This is a genomic window from Staphylococcus sp. T93 (genome assembly GCF_016743875.1).
Classification (GTDB): domain Bacteria; phylum Bacillota; class Bacilli; order Staphylococcales; family Staphylococcaceae; genus Staphylococcus; species Staphylococcus aureus.
This window is the reverse complement of the sequence record NZ_CP068247.1, coordinates 2,192,873-2,209,311: the sequence shown is the minus strand read 5'-3', so window position 1 is coordinate 2,209,311 and position 16,439 is coordinate 2,192,873. Positions and strand designations below refer to the sequence as shown.

Annotated in this window: 13 protein-coding genes; 7 read left to right on the top strand and 6 right to left on the bottom strand. The window is 34.3% G+C overall.

Going from position 1 to position 16,439, the window contains the following annotated elements:
• Window positions 1-61: 61 nt before the first annotated feature.
• From gyrA to dnaA, 6 genes are all read right to left on the bottom strand, one after another.
• A complete protein-coding gene (gyrA, locus tag JG553_RS10930) occupies window positions 62-2,725 on the bottom strand; it encodes a DNA gyrase subunit A (RefSeq protein WP_000819084.1) in 2,664 nt (887 codons plus the stop codon).
• Window positions 2,726-2,761: 36 nt separating this feature from the next.
• Entirely contained in the window at window positions 2,762-4,696 is a 1,935-nt protein-coding gene (gyrB, locus tag JG553_RS10925) for a DNA topoisomerase (ATP-hydrolyzing) subunit B (RefSeq protein ID WP_000255586.1), read from the bottom strand.
• Between the two features lie 9 nt (window positions 4,697-4,705).
• The gene (gene recF, locus JG553_RS10920; RefSeq protein ID WP_000775113.1) at window positions 4,706-5,818 is read right to left on the bottom strand and encodes a DNA replication/repair protein RecF; all 1,113 of its coding nucleotides are present in this window, start codon (window positions 5,816-5,818) and stop codon (window positions 4,706-4,708) included.
• Window positions 5,815-6,060 (bottom strand): S4 domain-containing protein YaaA, encoded by a 246-nt coding sequence (yaaA, locus tag JG553_RS10915; RefSeq protein ID WP_001789359.1) that lies wholly within the window; start codon window positions 6,058-6,060, stop codon window positions 5,815-5,817. The genes recF and yaaA overlap by 4 nt, the downstream gene beginning before the upstream one ends.
• Window positions 6,061-6,440: 380 nt before the next feature.
• Entirely contained in the window at window positions 6,441-7,574 is a 1,134-nt protein-coding gene (dnaN, locus tag JG553_RS10910) for a DNA polymerase III subunit beta (protein ID WP_000969811.1), read from the bottom strand.
• Between the two features lie 277 nt (window positions 7,575-7,851).
• Window positions 7,852-9,213 (bottom strand): chromosomal replication initiator protein DnaA, encoded by a 1,362-nt coding sequence (dnaA, locus tag JG553_RS10905; RefSeq protein ID WP_001290433.1) that lies wholly within the window; start codon window positions 9,211-9,213, stop codon window positions 7,852-7,854.
• Between the two features lie 730 nt (window positions 9,214-9,943).
• Here dnaA and rpmH point away from each other — a divergent pair.
• From rpmH to JG553_RS10870, 7 genes are all read left to right on the top strand, one after another.
• Window positions 9,944-10,081, top strand: coding sequence for a 50S ribosomal protein L34 (gene rpmH / locus JG553_RS10900; RefSeq protein WP_000240855.1), 138 nt, complete (start codon window positions 9,944-9,946; stop codon window positions 10,079-10,081).
• A 120-nt stretch (window positions 10,082-10,201) separates the two neighbouring features.
• Window positions 10,202-10,555 carry a ribonuclease P protein component gene (gene rnpA, locus JG553_RS10895; RefSeq protein WP_001789343.1) on the top strand — a complete coding sequence of 118 codons (354 nt, stop codon included), beginning with the start codon at window positions 10,202-10,204 and terminating at the stop codon, window positions 10,553-10,555.
• A gap of 138 nt (window positions 10,556-10,693) precedes the next feature.
• A complete protein-coding gene (mnmE, locus tag JG553_RS10890) occupies window positions 10,694-12,073 on the top strand; it encodes a tRNA uridine-5-carboxymethylaminomethyl(34) synthesis GTPase MnmE (RefSeq protein WP_000362509.1) in 1,380 nt (459 codons plus the stop codon).
• 66 nt (window positions 12,074-12,139) lie between these two features.
• Window positions 12,140-14,017 (top strand): tRNA uridine-5-carboxymethylaminomethyl(34) synthesis enzyme MnmG, encoded by a 1,878-nt coding sequence (gene mnmG, locus JG553_RS10885; RefSeq protein WP_000249662.1) that lies wholly within the window; start codon window positions 12,140-12,142, stop codon window positions 14,015-14,017.
• A complete protein-coding gene (rsmG, locus tag JG553_RS10880) occupies window positions 14,017-14,736 on the top strand; it encodes a 16S rRNA (guanine(527)-N(7))-methyltransferase RsmG (RefSeq protein WP_000215595.1) in 720 nt (239 codons plus the stop codon). The genes mnmG and rsmG overlap by 1 nt, the downstream gene beginning before the upstream one ends.
• A 42-nt stretch (window positions 14,737-14,778) precedes the next feature.
• Window positions 14,779-15,618 carry a nucleoid occlusion protein gene (gene noc, locus JG553_RS10875; RefSeq protein ID WP_000742837.1) on the top strand — a complete coding sequence of 280 codons (840 nt, stop codon included), beginning with the start codon at window positions 14,779-14,781 and terminating at the stop codon, window positions 15,616-15,618.
• Between the two features lie 453 nt (window positions 15,619-16,071).
• Complete coding sequence (locus JG553_RS10870) at window positions 16,072-16,425, top strand: DUF3147 family protein (RefSeq protein WP_000491382.1); 354 nt, start codon at window positions 16,072-16,074, stop codon at window positions 16,423-16,425.
• Window positions 16,426-16,439 lie beyond the last annotated feature (14 nt).

Sequence of the window (16,439 nt, the reverse complement as noted above, 5' to 3'; positions counted from 1 at the left end):
AAGCATTACTTTCTAGCATAAAAATAAGACTCCCCTACATATAGGGAAGTCTTATTTTTTATTATTCTTCATCTGATGATTGTTGTATATCTTCTTCAACACGATCCATGAAATCTTGTCTTACTTCAATACGTCCATCTTCATCATTTTCTTCTGAATCAATCACTTCAGTATGAATTGCATTTCCTGGTGTTTCATCATTTACAACCGCTTCACGTTGTTGTTCAGTACCATCTTCAGATACAGTTGAAGTAGATTGCTCATCTTCATTCGTTTCATCTTCTGCATCTTCTTTTACTTTAGCAACCGTTGAAACAAATTGATCATCACCTAAGCGAATTAAGCGAACACCTTGTGCTGCACGACCATTTTGAGAAATATCTGCAACATCTAGTCGAATAATGACACCTGCATTAGTAACAATCATTAAATCTTCTTCACCAGTTACTGTAGTGATACATACAACATTACCATTACGCTCAGTAATCGTAGCTGTTTTAATACCTTTACCACCACGATTTGATAAGCGATAGTCATTAACTGGCGTACGTTTACCATAACCATTTTCAGTAACTACTAATACTTCATCAACACTGTTTGCATGAGCTACATCAAGCCCTACAACTTCGTCACCTTCACGAAGTGTAATACCTTTCACACCCGTTGCTGTACGGCCTAAAGGACGTAATGTTGATTCAGGGAATCGAATTAATGATGCATGTGATGTACCAATCAAGATATCTTCTTGACCACTTGTTAAGCGAACTGCAATTAACTCATCATCTTCTCTGAACGAAATCGCAATCTTACCATTTCTATTTATTCTTGAGAAGTTACTTAATGCTGAACGTTTAACGACACCACGTTTAGTTGCAAACACTAAGAAGTTGTCTTCACTTTCAAGGTCTTTAACAGCAATCATTGTACTAATGACTTCATCATTTTCAAGTTCAATAGCATTCACTACAGGAATACCTTTAGACTGTCTTGATAACTCAGGCACTTCGTAACCTTTAAGTTTGTATACACGACCTTTGTTAGTAAAGAACAATACATGGTCATGTGTACTTAAAGTTACCAATTGACTGACAAAATCTTCTTCCAATGTATTCATACCTTGAACACCACGACCACCACGGTTTTGAGCACGATATGTAGATACCGGCAAACGTTTAATGTAGTTATTATGGCTTAGTGTAATTACTATTTGTTCTTCTGGAATTAAGTCTTCGTCCTCTAAGTCTTCAAATCCACCTAATTGAATTTCTGTACGACGATCATCACCGAAACGATCTCTAATTTCAGTCAATTCATCTCTAACTAACTGTAATAACACTTCTTCATCAGCTAAGATTGCTTCTAATTCACTAATATAATTTAATAACTCATTATATTCAGCTTCAATTTTGTCTCTCTCTAAACCTGTTAGACGTCTTAAACGCATGTCTAAAATAGCTTGAGCTTGTTTTTCAGAAAGTTTGAAGCGTTGTTGCAAGCTTTCCATTGCAACTTTATCTGTATCTGACTCACGAATCGTTGAAATAATTTCATCGATATGGTCAAGTGCGATACGTAATCCTTCTAAAATGTGGGCACGATCTTTAGCTTTACGTAAGTTGTATTGCGTACGTCTTCTAACAACTGTCTTTTGATGCTCTAAATAATGTACCAACGCTTCTTTTAAATTAATAAGCTTCGGTCTACCATTTACAAGTGCAATCATATTCACACCAAATGATGTTTGAAGAGGTGTTTGTTTGTATAAGTTATTTAAAATGACACTAGCATTTGCATCCTTACGCACATCAATAACGACACGCACACCAGTACGTAAACTTGTTTCATCACGTAAATCAGTGATACCGTCAATTTTCTTGTCACGAACGAGCTCTGCAATTTTTTCAATCATACGAGCCTTATTCACTTGGAAAGGAATTTCAGTGACAACAATACGTTGACGTCCGCCTCCACGTTCTTCAATAACTGCACGAGAACGCATTTGAATTGAACCACGACCTGTTTCATATGCACGTCTAATACCACTCTTACCTAAAATAAGTCCAGCAGTTGGGAAATCAGGACCTTCAATATCCTCCATTAACTCAGCAATTGAAATATCAGGGTTCTTACTTAAGCTAAGTACACCATTGATTAATTCTGTTAAGTTATGTGGTGGAATATTCGTTGCCATACCTACCGCGATACCTGATGCACCATTGGCTAATAAGTTAGGGAATCGAGCAGGTAAGACTGACGGCTCTCTTTCATTACCATCATAGTTATCGATAAAATCTATTGTATCTTTATTAATATCACGTAACAGTTCAAGTGTGATTTTAGTCATACGCGCTTCAGTATAACGCATTGCTGCTGCGCCATCTCCATCCATTGAACCAAAGTTACCTTGGCCATCAACAAGCGGATAACGATAACTGAAATCTTGAGCCATACGTACCATTGCTTCATAAATAGATGAGTCACCATGAGGGTGATATTTACCCATTACGTCACCAACGATACGTGCTGATTTTTTATATGATTTATCCGGTGTCATACCTTGTTCATTTAATCCATATAGTATACGACGATGTACTGGTTTTAAACCGTCACGAACATCTGGCAATGCACGAGCAACGATAACACTCATCGCATAATCTAAAAATGATTCACGCATTTCACTGGTAATATTTCGTTCATTTATTCTTGATTGAGGTAATTCAGCCATCAAGAGTTCCTCCTTCAAAAGTTCAGTTCACAGCGCTTAGAAGTCTAAGTTTGCATAAACTGCATTATCTTCTATAAATTGTCTACGGTTTTCTACAACGTCACCCATTAACATTTCAAATGTTTGGTCCGCTTCAATCGCATCTTCAAGTTTTACTTGTAAAAGAGCGCGGTGCTCAGGGTTCATTGTTGTTTCCCATAATTGATCTGCATTCATTTCTCCAAGACCTTTGTATCGTGCAATAGACCATTTTGGTGTTGGATTCAATTCAGATTTAAGTTTATCAAGTTCCCTATCATTGTATACATAATACTTTTGTTTACCTTGTGTCAGTTTATACAACGGTGGCTGTGCAATATACACATAGCCTGCTTCAATTAACGGTCTCATAAATCGATAGAAGAATGTTAATAACAATGTTCTAATATGCGCTCCATCCACATCGGCATCAGTCATAATGACGATTTTGTGATATCTTGCTTTCGCTAGATCAAAGTCGCCACCGATTCCTGTACCAAATGCTGTGATCATTTGACGAATTTCATTGTTATTCAAAATTCTATCTAATCGTGCTTTTTCAACATTTAATATCTTACCTCGTAATGGTAAAATCGCCTGCGTTCTAGAGTCACGACCAGATTTTGTAGACCCCCCGGCAGAGTCCCCTTCGACTAAGAAAATCTCACATTCTTCAGGACTTTTACTAGAGCAATCGGCTAATTTACCTGGAAGGCTTGCTACATCTAACGCTGATTTACGACGTGTTACTTCACGCGCTTTTTTCGCAGCAACACGTGCACGTGCCGCCATAATACCTTTTTCAACCACTGTACGTGCGACTTGTGGATTTTCATATAAAAATCGTTCAAAGTGCTCTGAGAATAATTTATCTACAACTTGACGCACTTCAGAATTACCTAATTTTGTCTTCGTTTGACCTTCGAATTGAGGATCACCATGTTTGATAGATATAATTGCTGTCATACCTTCACGTGTATCTTCACCAGAAAGTCTATCTTTTTCTTCTTTCATAATCTTGCTACTTAAACCATAACTATTTAAGACACGCGTTAATGCACGTTTGAATCCGTCTTCATGCGTACCACCTTCATACGTATGAATGTTATTTGCGTAAGTTAAAAGATTTGTGGCATATCCTGAGTTATATTGAATCGCAATTTCTACTTCAATATCATCTTTAGATTGATGAATATAAATTGGCTCATCATGAATAGGTTCTTTATTTTCGTTCAATAACTCAACGTACGATTTAATACCGCCCTCATAGTGATAGGAGTCTTCTCTAACGTTTTCTTCATCACGTTCATCTCTTAATGTGATTTGAATTCCTTTGTTTAAGAAAGCAAGCTCTCTAATACGCTGCTGTAATGTTTCATAGTTGTATACAGTTGTCTCTGTGAAGATTTCTCCATCTGCTTTAAAACGAATGACAGTACCTGTCTTATCAGTTGTGCCAACTTCTTTTAAGTCAAATTGAGGTACACCTTTTTTATATGCTTGATGATATATAGTCTCATTTCTGTGTACATATACTTCTAAGTCTTGTGACAATGCGTTTACAACTGATGAACCAACACCATGTAAACCACCAGATACTTTGTATCCGCCACCGCCAAATTTACCACCAGCATGTAAAACAGTTAAAATAACTTCGACAGCTGGACGTCCCATTTTTTCTTGAATATCAACTGGGATACCACGTCCGTTATCCGTTACTTTAATCCAGTTATCTTTTTCAATAACAACTTCAATTTGATTTGCATAACCAGCTAATGCTTCATCGATACTATTATCGACAATTTCCCACACTAAATGGTGCAAACCTCTCTCTGAAGTCGATCCTATATACATACCTGGTCTTTTACGTACTGCTTCTAAACCTTCTAATACTTGTATTTGCCCAGCACCATAATTATCCGTGTTGTTTACATCTGACAATGCAGTCACCATCGCTTTCTGTTACTTTATAATTTCACCTTGATTAATACGATACAATTTAGCGTTATTCATGATTTCATGATCAATACCATCTACAGATGTCGTAGTGACAAATGTTTGTACTTTATGCTGAATCGTACTTAATAAATGCGTTTGACGCGAATCATCTAATTCACTGAGTACATCGTCTAATAATAAGATGGGATATTCCCCAACTTCGATATTCATTAACTCAATTTCAGCTAATTTAATGGACAAAGCCGTTGTACGTTGCTGTCCTTGAGAACCATATGTTTGAGCATCCATGCCATTCACATCAAAACTTATATCATCTCGATGTGGTCCGAATAAGCTAATGCCTCGTTCTTTTTCTCTTTGCATATTATCGCTAAGAATAGACATAATTTCTTCAAGTCGTGCCGCTTCATTTTGAGCATAATCAAATTTAAGACTAGGTAAATAATTCAGCGACAACGCTTCTTTATCATTTGTGATACCAGCATGAATCGGTTTAGCTAACGACTCTAGCTCTTGAATAAAATGTGCACGTTTATCAGTTACTTTCATTGCATATTCAGCAAACTGCTGATTTAATACTTCCAACATTGTTAAGTCCTTTTTTTGGCCTAATTGTAACTGCTTTAAGTAATTATTCTTTTGCTTTAAAATACGTTGGTATTGAGCTAAATCATTTAAGTAAACAGCAGAAATTTGGCCCAACTCCATATCTATAAAGCGTCGTCTTATTTGAGGAGAGCCTTTTACAATATTCAAATCTTCTGGCGCAAATAGAACCACATTGAGGTGTCCAATATATTGAGTTAGACGACTTTGCTCTAAGTGATTCACTTTGACTTGTTTACCTTTTTTAGTTATAAACATTGTTAATGGCATCGTGCCGTGTCTATAACTAAGCTCACCTTCTATTTTAGCATAATCAGCATTAAAACGTATGAGTTCCTTATCATTACTCGTTCTATGACTTTTTGCTAAAGCTAAGGTATAAATTGATTCAAGTAAATTTGTCTTTCCTTGTGCATTTTCTCCAATGAGGATATTCACGTCAGGATGACATTTCAACGTAACCTCATCATAGTTACGATAATTTTCTAATTGGAGTGTATTTAACTTCATTGTTCACCTTGATGAATGATTAAGAAAGAACCAGCATCTTCAGGTAATTCTGGGATATCTATACGATCTTGATGTTCTAACTTTTTACCGCGACGTGTTTCACGCACTCCATTAATTAATACTTCAACGTCTTGCAAGAACCATTTTGCTTGACCACCAGATTCAATAATCCCTTCTGTTTTTAGAAATTGACCTAAATTAATGTCTCCTTCTACTACAACTTCTTGAACCAAAATAATCACTCCATTTCTTTGTATGTCATTAATATATTATACCTTTTTTTGTCACAAATTTCATTTAAAATAGAGGTAGAAACCGTTTACATATAAATAATTAATTCTTATTTTTTGGCAATACTGTCATTTTCAATTTTTTAACGCTATTTAACGGCGTTTAACTTTTATATTCAACTTGTTATTGACTATTAAAATTTTAAATTTAAAGGGCATATAAGCACACTTATTAAATTTTGGATACATTTGTCATAAATTTAATTGGCGTCTTTTATTTGCTGTTTAAAATGCTGCCAAATTTATTTTACATACGCACCTAGAATTATTTTTGCCAAAAAATAAAGGATGACGTTTTAATTAATCACGTCATCCTTTATTTATATTTATTTTTAGTAAGTTCTGATTGGTAAAATTAATTGCGTTACCGAGTCGTCACCTTTTGGTTTTAGAATAAATGGTTTCATTGTACCGAAGAATTCAACTTCAACCTCATCATTATCGATTGCTTTTAAAGCATCCATCATATATTTAGAGTTGAATGAAATTTTCAGGCTACCACCTTCAACATCGTTTGCATCAACTTCTTCTTTTACAGTACCAATTTCTGGTGATGTAGAAGACAATTCAACAACGTCATCACCTGTACTTAATTTAATAACGTTATTACCACCTTCACGCGCTAATAAAGAGGCACGATCAATCGCATGATAAAACTCCCCATTGTCTATACTTAATTTAATTTCATAGTTTTCAGGGAATAAACGTGTTGTATCAGGATAATGTCCTTCTAATAATCGAGAAATAAAGTTCACATTTCCAACTTTAAATAAAACTTGGTTTGAAGCAAAGAAGATATCAATGTCTTCTTCATTGTCAGACATAATTTTATTTAATTCAGCTAAAGCCTTACCTGGAATGATGACATTTTTGTTTTCAGAAACATCTTCTAACTGCAACTTTCTTACAGCCAAGCGGTGTGAGTCAGTCGCTGTGCATATTAATTCATTTTCTTGTATAAGCCAGTTCACACCAGTTAGTACTGGGCGTGTTTCTGAGGTGGACACTGCAAAATTTGTTTGTGCAATCACGTTTTTAAGCACTTTTACCGACAATTGAATTGCGTCATCTCTAGAAACTTGAGGTAATAAAGGATATTGATCTGGATCTAAGCCACTTAAATTAAATTCAGAATGACCTGATGTAATTAATGTCTGGAATTGTTCATTTGTAGATAATTTAACATCTTTACCAGGTAATTTTTTTATAATATCAACAAAGAATCGTCCAGGAAGTACTACTGAGCCTGTTTCTGAAATATTGACAATATCTTCGCCATCTACAGTTTTAGGAATAGTGATTTCTATTGAAATTTCAGAGTCTGAACCAGTTAATATAACTTCATGTTCTTTCGCATCGATTTTGATACCAGTTAATATAGGTAATGTTGTTCTTGGTGAAATAGCTTTTAATGTGTCATTTAATTGTGTAATAAAATAATCTCTTTTAATAGTGAATTCCATCATTAATTAAAACTCCTTCCAGTCGTTTATATATAATTATATAGGTTTTAAGTTCTTAGTAATAGTAGTAGGTGCTGTGGATTGGTGGATAAGTCTTAAAAACATAGATTTGGCGAAGTTATACACATGTTGATAACTTGTGTATGGTGTGTATGACTTTTAAACATTATCCACAAAATGAGTTTTGCTCATCTTGCCACATTAGCATATAGAAATGTAAAAAATGATTGTTATCATTAGTGCTGTTATATAACAGATTACATTTCCCAAAGTTTCCTACTTATACATTTCTTATTTCTTTTTCAAGATTCTCTACTTCTTGTTTAAAAATAGGATCTTCTTTTAAATCTTTAGATATTTTTTCATGAGCATGAATGACGGTCGTATGATCACGCCCACCAAATTCTTCACCAATTTTAGGTAATGAGAAATCTGTAAGCTCTCTAGACAAGTACATAGCTATTTGACGCGGATATGCAATTGACTTTGTACGTTTTTTTGCACTGAAATCTTCAATTCTAACATTATAGTACTGGCCTACAATTTTTTGAATATCTTGGATGGTAATCTTTTTAGATTTTGGTGCTTGAATGATATCTTTTAAAGCTTCAGCAGTTAATTCAGTTGTAATTGGTTTTCCTAATAATTGTGAATATGCAAGTAAACGTGTTAATGCACCTTCTAATTCACGAATATTAGATTGAATTTGATTTGCTATATAATTTAAAGCTTCTGGTGGAATATCTAATTTTTCTTCTTCAATTTTCTTCTGCAAAATTGCCATTCGAGTTTCATAATCTGGTGGCGTAATATCAACAATTAGCCCCCATTCAAAGCGTGAACGTAATCGGTCTTCTAATTGTGCAATTTCCTTTGGTGGTCGATCACTCGAAATAACTATTTGCTTGTTATTCTGATGCAATTCATTAAAAGTATAGAAAAATTCTTCTTGTGTTTGTACCTTGTTTTGTATGAACTGAATATCATCGATTAATAAGACGTCGATATTACGATATCTTTCTCTGAAAGCTTCACCTTCGTTATCACGAATTGATTTAATAAATTCATTTGTGAATTTTTCACTTGATGTGTAAATCACTTTGGCATCTGGATTATTATCTAAAACATGATGACCAATGGCATGCATTAAATGGGTTTTTCCTAAACCAACACCTCCATAGATAAATAATGGATTGTACGCTTTGGCTGGTGCTTCGGCCACAGCTAAACTCGCTGCATGTGGAAAGCGGTTACCGGGTCCGATTACAAAAGTGTCAAATGTGTTATGGGCATTGAATTGCTCTCTACCAAGCACATGATTATCCTCAGTTGTTTCAGTAGAAGGTTTTGTTGTTTCTTTTGGAGTAGCAGTTTCATTATTACTATAATTTGCTAATTCTTCAGTAGTAATAAAGTGAGGTTTAACTTCATAGCCTACAACATCAAATAAGATTGCTTGGATAATTTCAGCATATTGTTGATTTAACCAATTTGCATTAAAAGGAATACTCGATAATACGATAGCTTCACCATCTTTAATCGTGTAAAGCTCAGTATCTTTTAGGAAAGTTGAGTAACTTACAGCTGATAATTTTTCTTGAGCAATTTCAAGCACTTTTTCCCAAATTTCTTTTTCCGACATAAATTTACTCCATCTTTCTTAAATTTTTAAGTTATACACAAAAATAACAGCCGTGGATAACTTCTAAACACACCATGTTAATAATTATCCACAAGTTAATAACAATCGGTGGATAACTTTATCTTGCTTATTAGTTATGCACAGTATTTTTATGTAAAAATCAATAAATAAATCCTTATAAAATCATGAGTTGGACGACTTATCCACACAATTATACTTTTTCAGTTCTCTATATGTCAAATACCTGTGAATATGTTGCTAAAAATAGTATAACTTTGTGTGTAATTTCTAATTATCCACAATTCTGAAAACTATAAATGTGCATAAGTGGATAACTTTTCCTTCTATAGAGTATCTGTTAGTGAGTGTATCAAAACAGTTTGGGAAATAATTTATAAAGTATGTATAAGAACTGTATAAGGTGTTCGAACATTGTAAACACTCATGCTTCGGACCAAACTCATGGTGATGTTATGAAATTTGATTGCTCGCATCGTGTATTTCTATCTTTAATCGATAAAAGTAAAAAAATTGAGCAGTAGTATAAAATGAACTTGCGTTATAAATAGGATTTTGTTATATTGTAGTAGTTGCTTGAATTATGACTAGATAATCAATGAGCTAATACGAGAATTTTAATCTAAGAAACGCAAAATCTTATCTATTAAAGTGATCAGAGTCTGCATAATCTGGTATATTAGATAACTGTATAAAGATGGAGGTGTTTTGCATGGTAAAACGTACTTATCAACCAAATAAACGTAAACATAGTAAAGTTCATGGTTTCAGAAAACGCATGAGCACAAAAAATGGCCGTAAAGTTTTAGCGCGCCGTCGTCGTAAAGGCCGTAAAGTTTTATCTGCATAAGATCACTGACTCATCAGTGATCTTTTTTTTCGTTTAAATTAAGAATAAATAGAAATTTATGTTATAAGCTCAATAGAAGTTTAAATATAGCTTCAAATAAAAACGATAAATAAGCGAGTGATGTTATTGGAAAAAGCTTACCGAATTAAAAAGAATGCAGATTTTCAGAGAATATATAAAAAAGGTCATTCTGTAGCCAACAGACAATTTGTTGTATACACTTGTAATAATAAAGAAATAGACCATTTTCGCTTAGGTATTAGTGTTTCTAAAAAACTAGGTAATGCAGTGTTAAGAAACAAGATTAAAAGAGCAATACGTGAAAATTTCAAAGTACATAAGTCGCATATATTGGCCAAAGATATTATTGTAATAGCAAGACAGCCAGCTAAAGATATGACGACTTTACAAATACAGAATAGTCTTGAGCACGTACTTAAAATTGCCAAAGTTTTTAATAAAAAGATTAAGTAAGGATAGGGTAGGGGAAGGAAAACATTAACCACTCAACACATCCCGAAGTCTTACCTCAGACAAACGTAAGACTGACCTTAGGGTTATAATAACTTACTTTAAAATGTATTCACATCGTTGAAGGAGGCGAGTAGCAATATGGATTTAGATACAATTACGAGTATTTCAACACCAATGGGTGAAGGGGCAATTGGAATTGTTCGATTGTCTGGACCGCAAGCCGTTGAAATTGCTGACAAATTATATAAAGGAAAACATCTTTTAAATGATGTTCCATCACATACGATTAATTACGGTCATATTATTGATCCAGAGTCTAAAGAAGTGGTTGAAGAAGTTATGGTGTCTGTGTTAAGAGCGCCAAAAACATTTACACGCGAAGATATTATAGAAATTAATTGTCATGGTGGTATTTTAACGATTAATAGAGTGCTGGAACTTACTATGACATATGGCGCTAGAATGGCTGAGCCAGGTGAATTTACAAAACGTGCCTTTTTAAATGGTCGTATTGATTTATCTCAAGCTGAAGCAGTTATGGACTTTATTCGCTCGAAGACAGATAGAGCTTCTAAAGTTGCGATGAATCAAATTGAAGGTCGTCTAAGTGACTTAATCAAAAAACAACGTCAATCTATATTAGAGATACTCGCTCAAGTGGAAGTGAATATTGATTATCCTGAATACGATGATGTTGAAGATGCGACTACTGAATTTCTTTTAGAGCAGTCTAAAGAAATCAAACAGGAAATTAATCGTTTATTAGATACCGGTGCGCAGGGTAAAATTATGCGTGAAGGTTTATCTACAGTTATTGTTGGTAAACCAAACGTAGGTAAATCATCGATGTTAAATAATTTAATACAAGATAATAAAGCGATTGTAACTGAGGTAGCAGGTACTACTAGAGATGTCTTAGAAGAGTACGTCAATGTTCGTGGCGTGCCATTAAGATTAGTTGATACTGCTGGTATACGTGAGACAGAAGATATAGTAGAGAAGATTGGTGTTGAACGCTCTAGAAAGGCTCTTAGCCAAGCAGACTTAATTTTATTTGTATTAAACAATAACGAAGCATTGACTCAAGAAGATTACACATTATATGAAGTGGTTAAAAATGAAGATGTAATCGTAATTGTTAATAAAATGGATTTAGAGCAAAACATAGATATTAATGAAGTTAAAGATATGATAGGTGATACGCCATTAATTCAAACTTCAATGTTAAAACAAGAAGGTATTGATGAATTAGAAATACAAATTCGAGATTTGTTCTTTGGTGGAGAAGTACAAAATCAAGATATGACTTATGTTTCTAATTCAAGACATATTTCATTATTAAAACAAGCAAGACAAACGATACAAGATGCGATTGATGCAGCAGAATCTGGTGTGCCTATGGATATGGTACAAATTGATTTAACTAGAACTTGGGAAATATTAGGAGAAATTATTGGTGAGACTGCAAGTGATGAACTCATCGATCAGTTATTCAGTCAATTCTGCTTAGGTAAATAGTAATTGAAATAGACGGAATACCGTCTTAAGAAGGCTAGTAAGATATCAAATAAGGAGGTTTATATTGTGGTTCAAGAATATGATGTAATCGTTATAGGTGCGGGACATGCAGGTGTAGAAGCAGGTTTAGCATCTGCAAGACGTGGTGCTAAAACATTAATGCTAACAATAAATTTAGATAATATTGCATTTATGCCATGTAACCCATCTGTAGGTGGACCAGCTAAAGGTATCGTTGTTCGTGAAATTGATGCTTTAGGTGGACAAATGGCAAAAACAATCGATAAAACACACATTCAAATGAGAATGTTAAATACAGGTAAAGGACCTGCTGTAAGAGCACTAAGAGCGCAAGCAGATAAAGTACTTTATCAACAAGAAATGAAACGCGTGATTGAAGATGAAGAAAATTTGCATATAATGCAAGGTATGGTAGACGAACTTATTATAGAAGATAATGAAGTTAAAGGTGTACGTACAAATATTGGTACAGAGTATTTATCTAAAGCAGTAATTATTACAACGGGAACATTTTTACGTGGTGAAATCATTTTAGGTAATATGAAGTATTCAAGTGGACCAAATCACCAATTACCATCAATCACATTATCAGACAATTTAAGAGAACTTGGTTTTGATATTGTTCGTTTTAAAACAGGTACACCACCGCGTGTAAATTCAAAAACAATTGACTATTCGAAGACTGAAATACAACCAGGTGACGATGTAGGTCGTGCATTCAGCTTTGAAACAACAGAATATATATTAGATCAATTGCCATGTTGGCTAACGTATACTAATGCTGAAACACACAAAGTTATCGATGATAATTTACATCTATCTGCAATGTATTCAGGGATGATTAAAGGAACCGGGCCACGTTATTGCCCTTCAATTGAAGATAAATTTGTTCGATTTAATGATAAGCCGCGACATCAACTTTTCTTAGAGCCTGAAGGTCGTAATACAAATGAAGTATATGTGCAAGGATTGTCTACAAGTCTTCCTGAACATGTGCAACGTCAAATGTTAGAGACGATACCAGGTCTTGAAAAAGCAGATATGATGCGTGCCGGCTACGCAATTGAATATGATGCGATTGTGCCAACGCAGTTATGGCCTACACTTGAAACGAAAATGATTAAAAACTTATATACTGCAGGTCAAATTAATGGTACATCTGGTTATGAAGAAGCAGCAGGACAAGGATTGATGGCAGGTATTAACGCTGCAGGTAAAGTGTTAAACACAGGCGAAAAGATATTAAGTCGTTCAGATGCATATATTGGTGTCTTAATCGATGATCTTGTAACTAAAGGTACTAATGAACCTTATCGTTTACTAACATCACGTGCAGAATATCGTTTGTTACTACGTCATGATAATGCTGATTTGAGATTGACGGATATGGGATATGAACTTGGTATGATTTCTGAAGAAAGATATGCACGTTTTAATGAAAAACGTCAGCAAATTGATGCGGAAATTAAGCGTTTATCAGATATTCGTATTAAACCAAACGAACATACGCAAGCGATTATTGAACAACATGGTGGTTCTCGCTTAAAAGATGGTATTTTAGCTATCGATTTATTACGCAGACCTGAAATGACTTACGATATAATTTTAGAACTTTTAGAAGAAGAACATCAATTGAATGCAGATGTTGAAGAACAAGTAGAAATACAAACAAAATATGAAGGTTATATCAATAAATCACTACAACAAGTTGAGAAAGTTAAGCGTATGGAAGAGAAGAAAATTCCAGAAGACTTAGATTATAGTAAGATTGATAGTTTGGCGACTGAAGCGCGAGAAAAATTATCAGAAGTAAAACCTTTAAATATTGCACAAGCTTCTAGAATATCAGGGGTAAATCCAGCAGACATATCTATATTATTGATTTACTTAGAACAAGGTAAACTCCAAAGGGTGAGTGACTAATGACTGTAGAATGGTTAGCAGAACAATTAAAAGAACATAATATTCAATTAACTGAGACTCAAAAACAACAGTTTCAAACATATTATCGTTTACTTGTTGAATGGAATGAAAAGATGAATTTGACAAGTATTACAGATGAACACGATGTATATTTGAAACATTTTTATGATTCCATTGCACCTAGTTTTTATTTTGATTTTAATCAGCCTATAAGTATATGTGATGTAGGCGCTGGAGCTGGTTTTCCAAGTATTCCGTTAAAAATAATGTTTCCGCAGTTAAAAGTGACGATTGTTGATTCATTAAATAAGCGTATTCAATTTTTAAACCATTTAGCGTCAGAATTACAATTACAGGATGTCAGCTTTATACACGATAGAGCAGAAACATTTGGTAAGGGTGTCTACAGGGAGTCTTATGATGTTGTTACTGCAAGAGCAGTAGCTAGATTATCCGTGTTAAGTGAATTGTGTTTACCGCTAGTTAAAAAAGGTGGACAGTTTGTTGCATTAAAATCTTCAAAAGGTGAAGAAGAATTAGAAGAAGCAAAATTTGCAATTAGTGTGTTAGGTGGTAATGTTACAGAAACACATACCTTTGAATTGCCAGAAGATGCTGGAGAGCGCCAGATGTTCATTATTGATAAAAAAAGACAGACGCCGAAAAAGTATCCAAGAAAACCAGGGACGCCTAATAAGACTCCTTTACTTGAAAAATAATGCATAATCCTTTACAACTAACATAAAAGGAGCGAATGGATAATGAAAAAACCTTTTTCAAAATTATTTGGTTTGAAAAACAAAGATGACATCATTGGACATATTGAAGAAGATCGCAATAGTAATGTTGAATCCATTCAAATTGAACGTATCGTTCCCAACCGTTATCAACCAAGACAGGTGTTTGAACCAAATAAAATTAAAGAACTTGCTGAATCAATACATGAACATGGTTTACTACAACCTATTGTTGTAAGACCGATTGAAGAAGATATGTTTGAAATTATTGCTGGAGAGCGCCGATTTAGAGCAATACAATCACTAAATTTACCTCAAGCAGACGTTATTATTCGTGATATGGATGATGAAGAGACGGCTGTTGTTGCATTAATTGAGAATATTCAAAGAGAAAATTTGTCTGTTGTTGAAGAAGCGGAAGCCTATAAGAAATTATTGGAAATTGGTGATACAACGCAAAGTGAATTGGCAAAAAGTTTAGGTAAAAGTCAAAGCTTTATTGCAAATAAGTTGCGTTTATTGAAGTTGGCGCCGAAAGTACTACTTCGCTTAAGAGAAGGTAAAATTACTGAACGTCATGCGAGAGCGGTATTATCATTGTCTGATAGCGAACAAGAAGCGTTGATTGAGCAAGTCATTGCACAAAAGCTAAATGTGAAACAGACTGAAGATAGAGTACGCCAAAAAACGGGGCCCGAAAAAGTCAAAGCACAAAACCTTCGCTTTGCACAAGATGTCACTCAAGCACGAGATGAGGTAGGCAAAAGTATCCAAGCGATTCAACAAACAGGATTACATGTTGAGCATAAAGACAAAGATCATGAAGATTATTATGAAATAAAAATTCGAATATATAAACGTTAGTAGTAGGATGTCGTATACATGATGACTAACACATAAAAGACAAAGCTAAGATCATAACAGCTTTGTCTTTTTTTTTTGTTTTACGTGAAACATAAAAATTTATATTTATATGTTGATCAGGCTGGTACATAAATCAATGTTCTATGCTCTACGAAGTTATATTGGCAGTAGTTGACTGAACGAAAATGCGCTTGTAACAAGCTTTTTTCAATTCTAGTCAACCTTGCTGGGGTGGGACGACGAAATAAATTTTGCGAAAATATCATTTCTGTCCCACTCCCTAATTTGAGCTGGATATACTTTCATTTGAACCCTTTATTGCTAGTTTATGAAAGTATCATGAAAGCTTTATGAACATCGCTTGAGTTGCCTTTACAGTAGAAAATTTAAGTTTTACACTTTGTGTGAATGATACGTTTTGTATTGAATTAATTATAGAAAGGTACGTTGAAGATGTTTTCAATTGGAAGTGCAATTCTTCATTTTGTCATTGGTGGTATCGCTGTTGCATTAGCTTCAATTATTGCTGATAAGGTAGGTGGTAAGTTAGGAGGTATTATAGCTACTATGCCGGCAGTCTTTCTTGCGGCTATTATCGCATTAGCTTTAGATCATCGTGGTACGCAATTAGTGGAGATGTCGATGAATCTTAGTACTGGAGCAATTGTCGGTATTCTGTCTTGTATATTAACTGTATTTTTGACATCTCTCTACATTAAGCATAAAGGTTATCGGAAAGGCGCAATATTCACAGTTGTTTGTTGGTTTGTCATTTCCCTCGCAATATTCAGTATTAGACATTTATAGTTTGGAAAATGCGT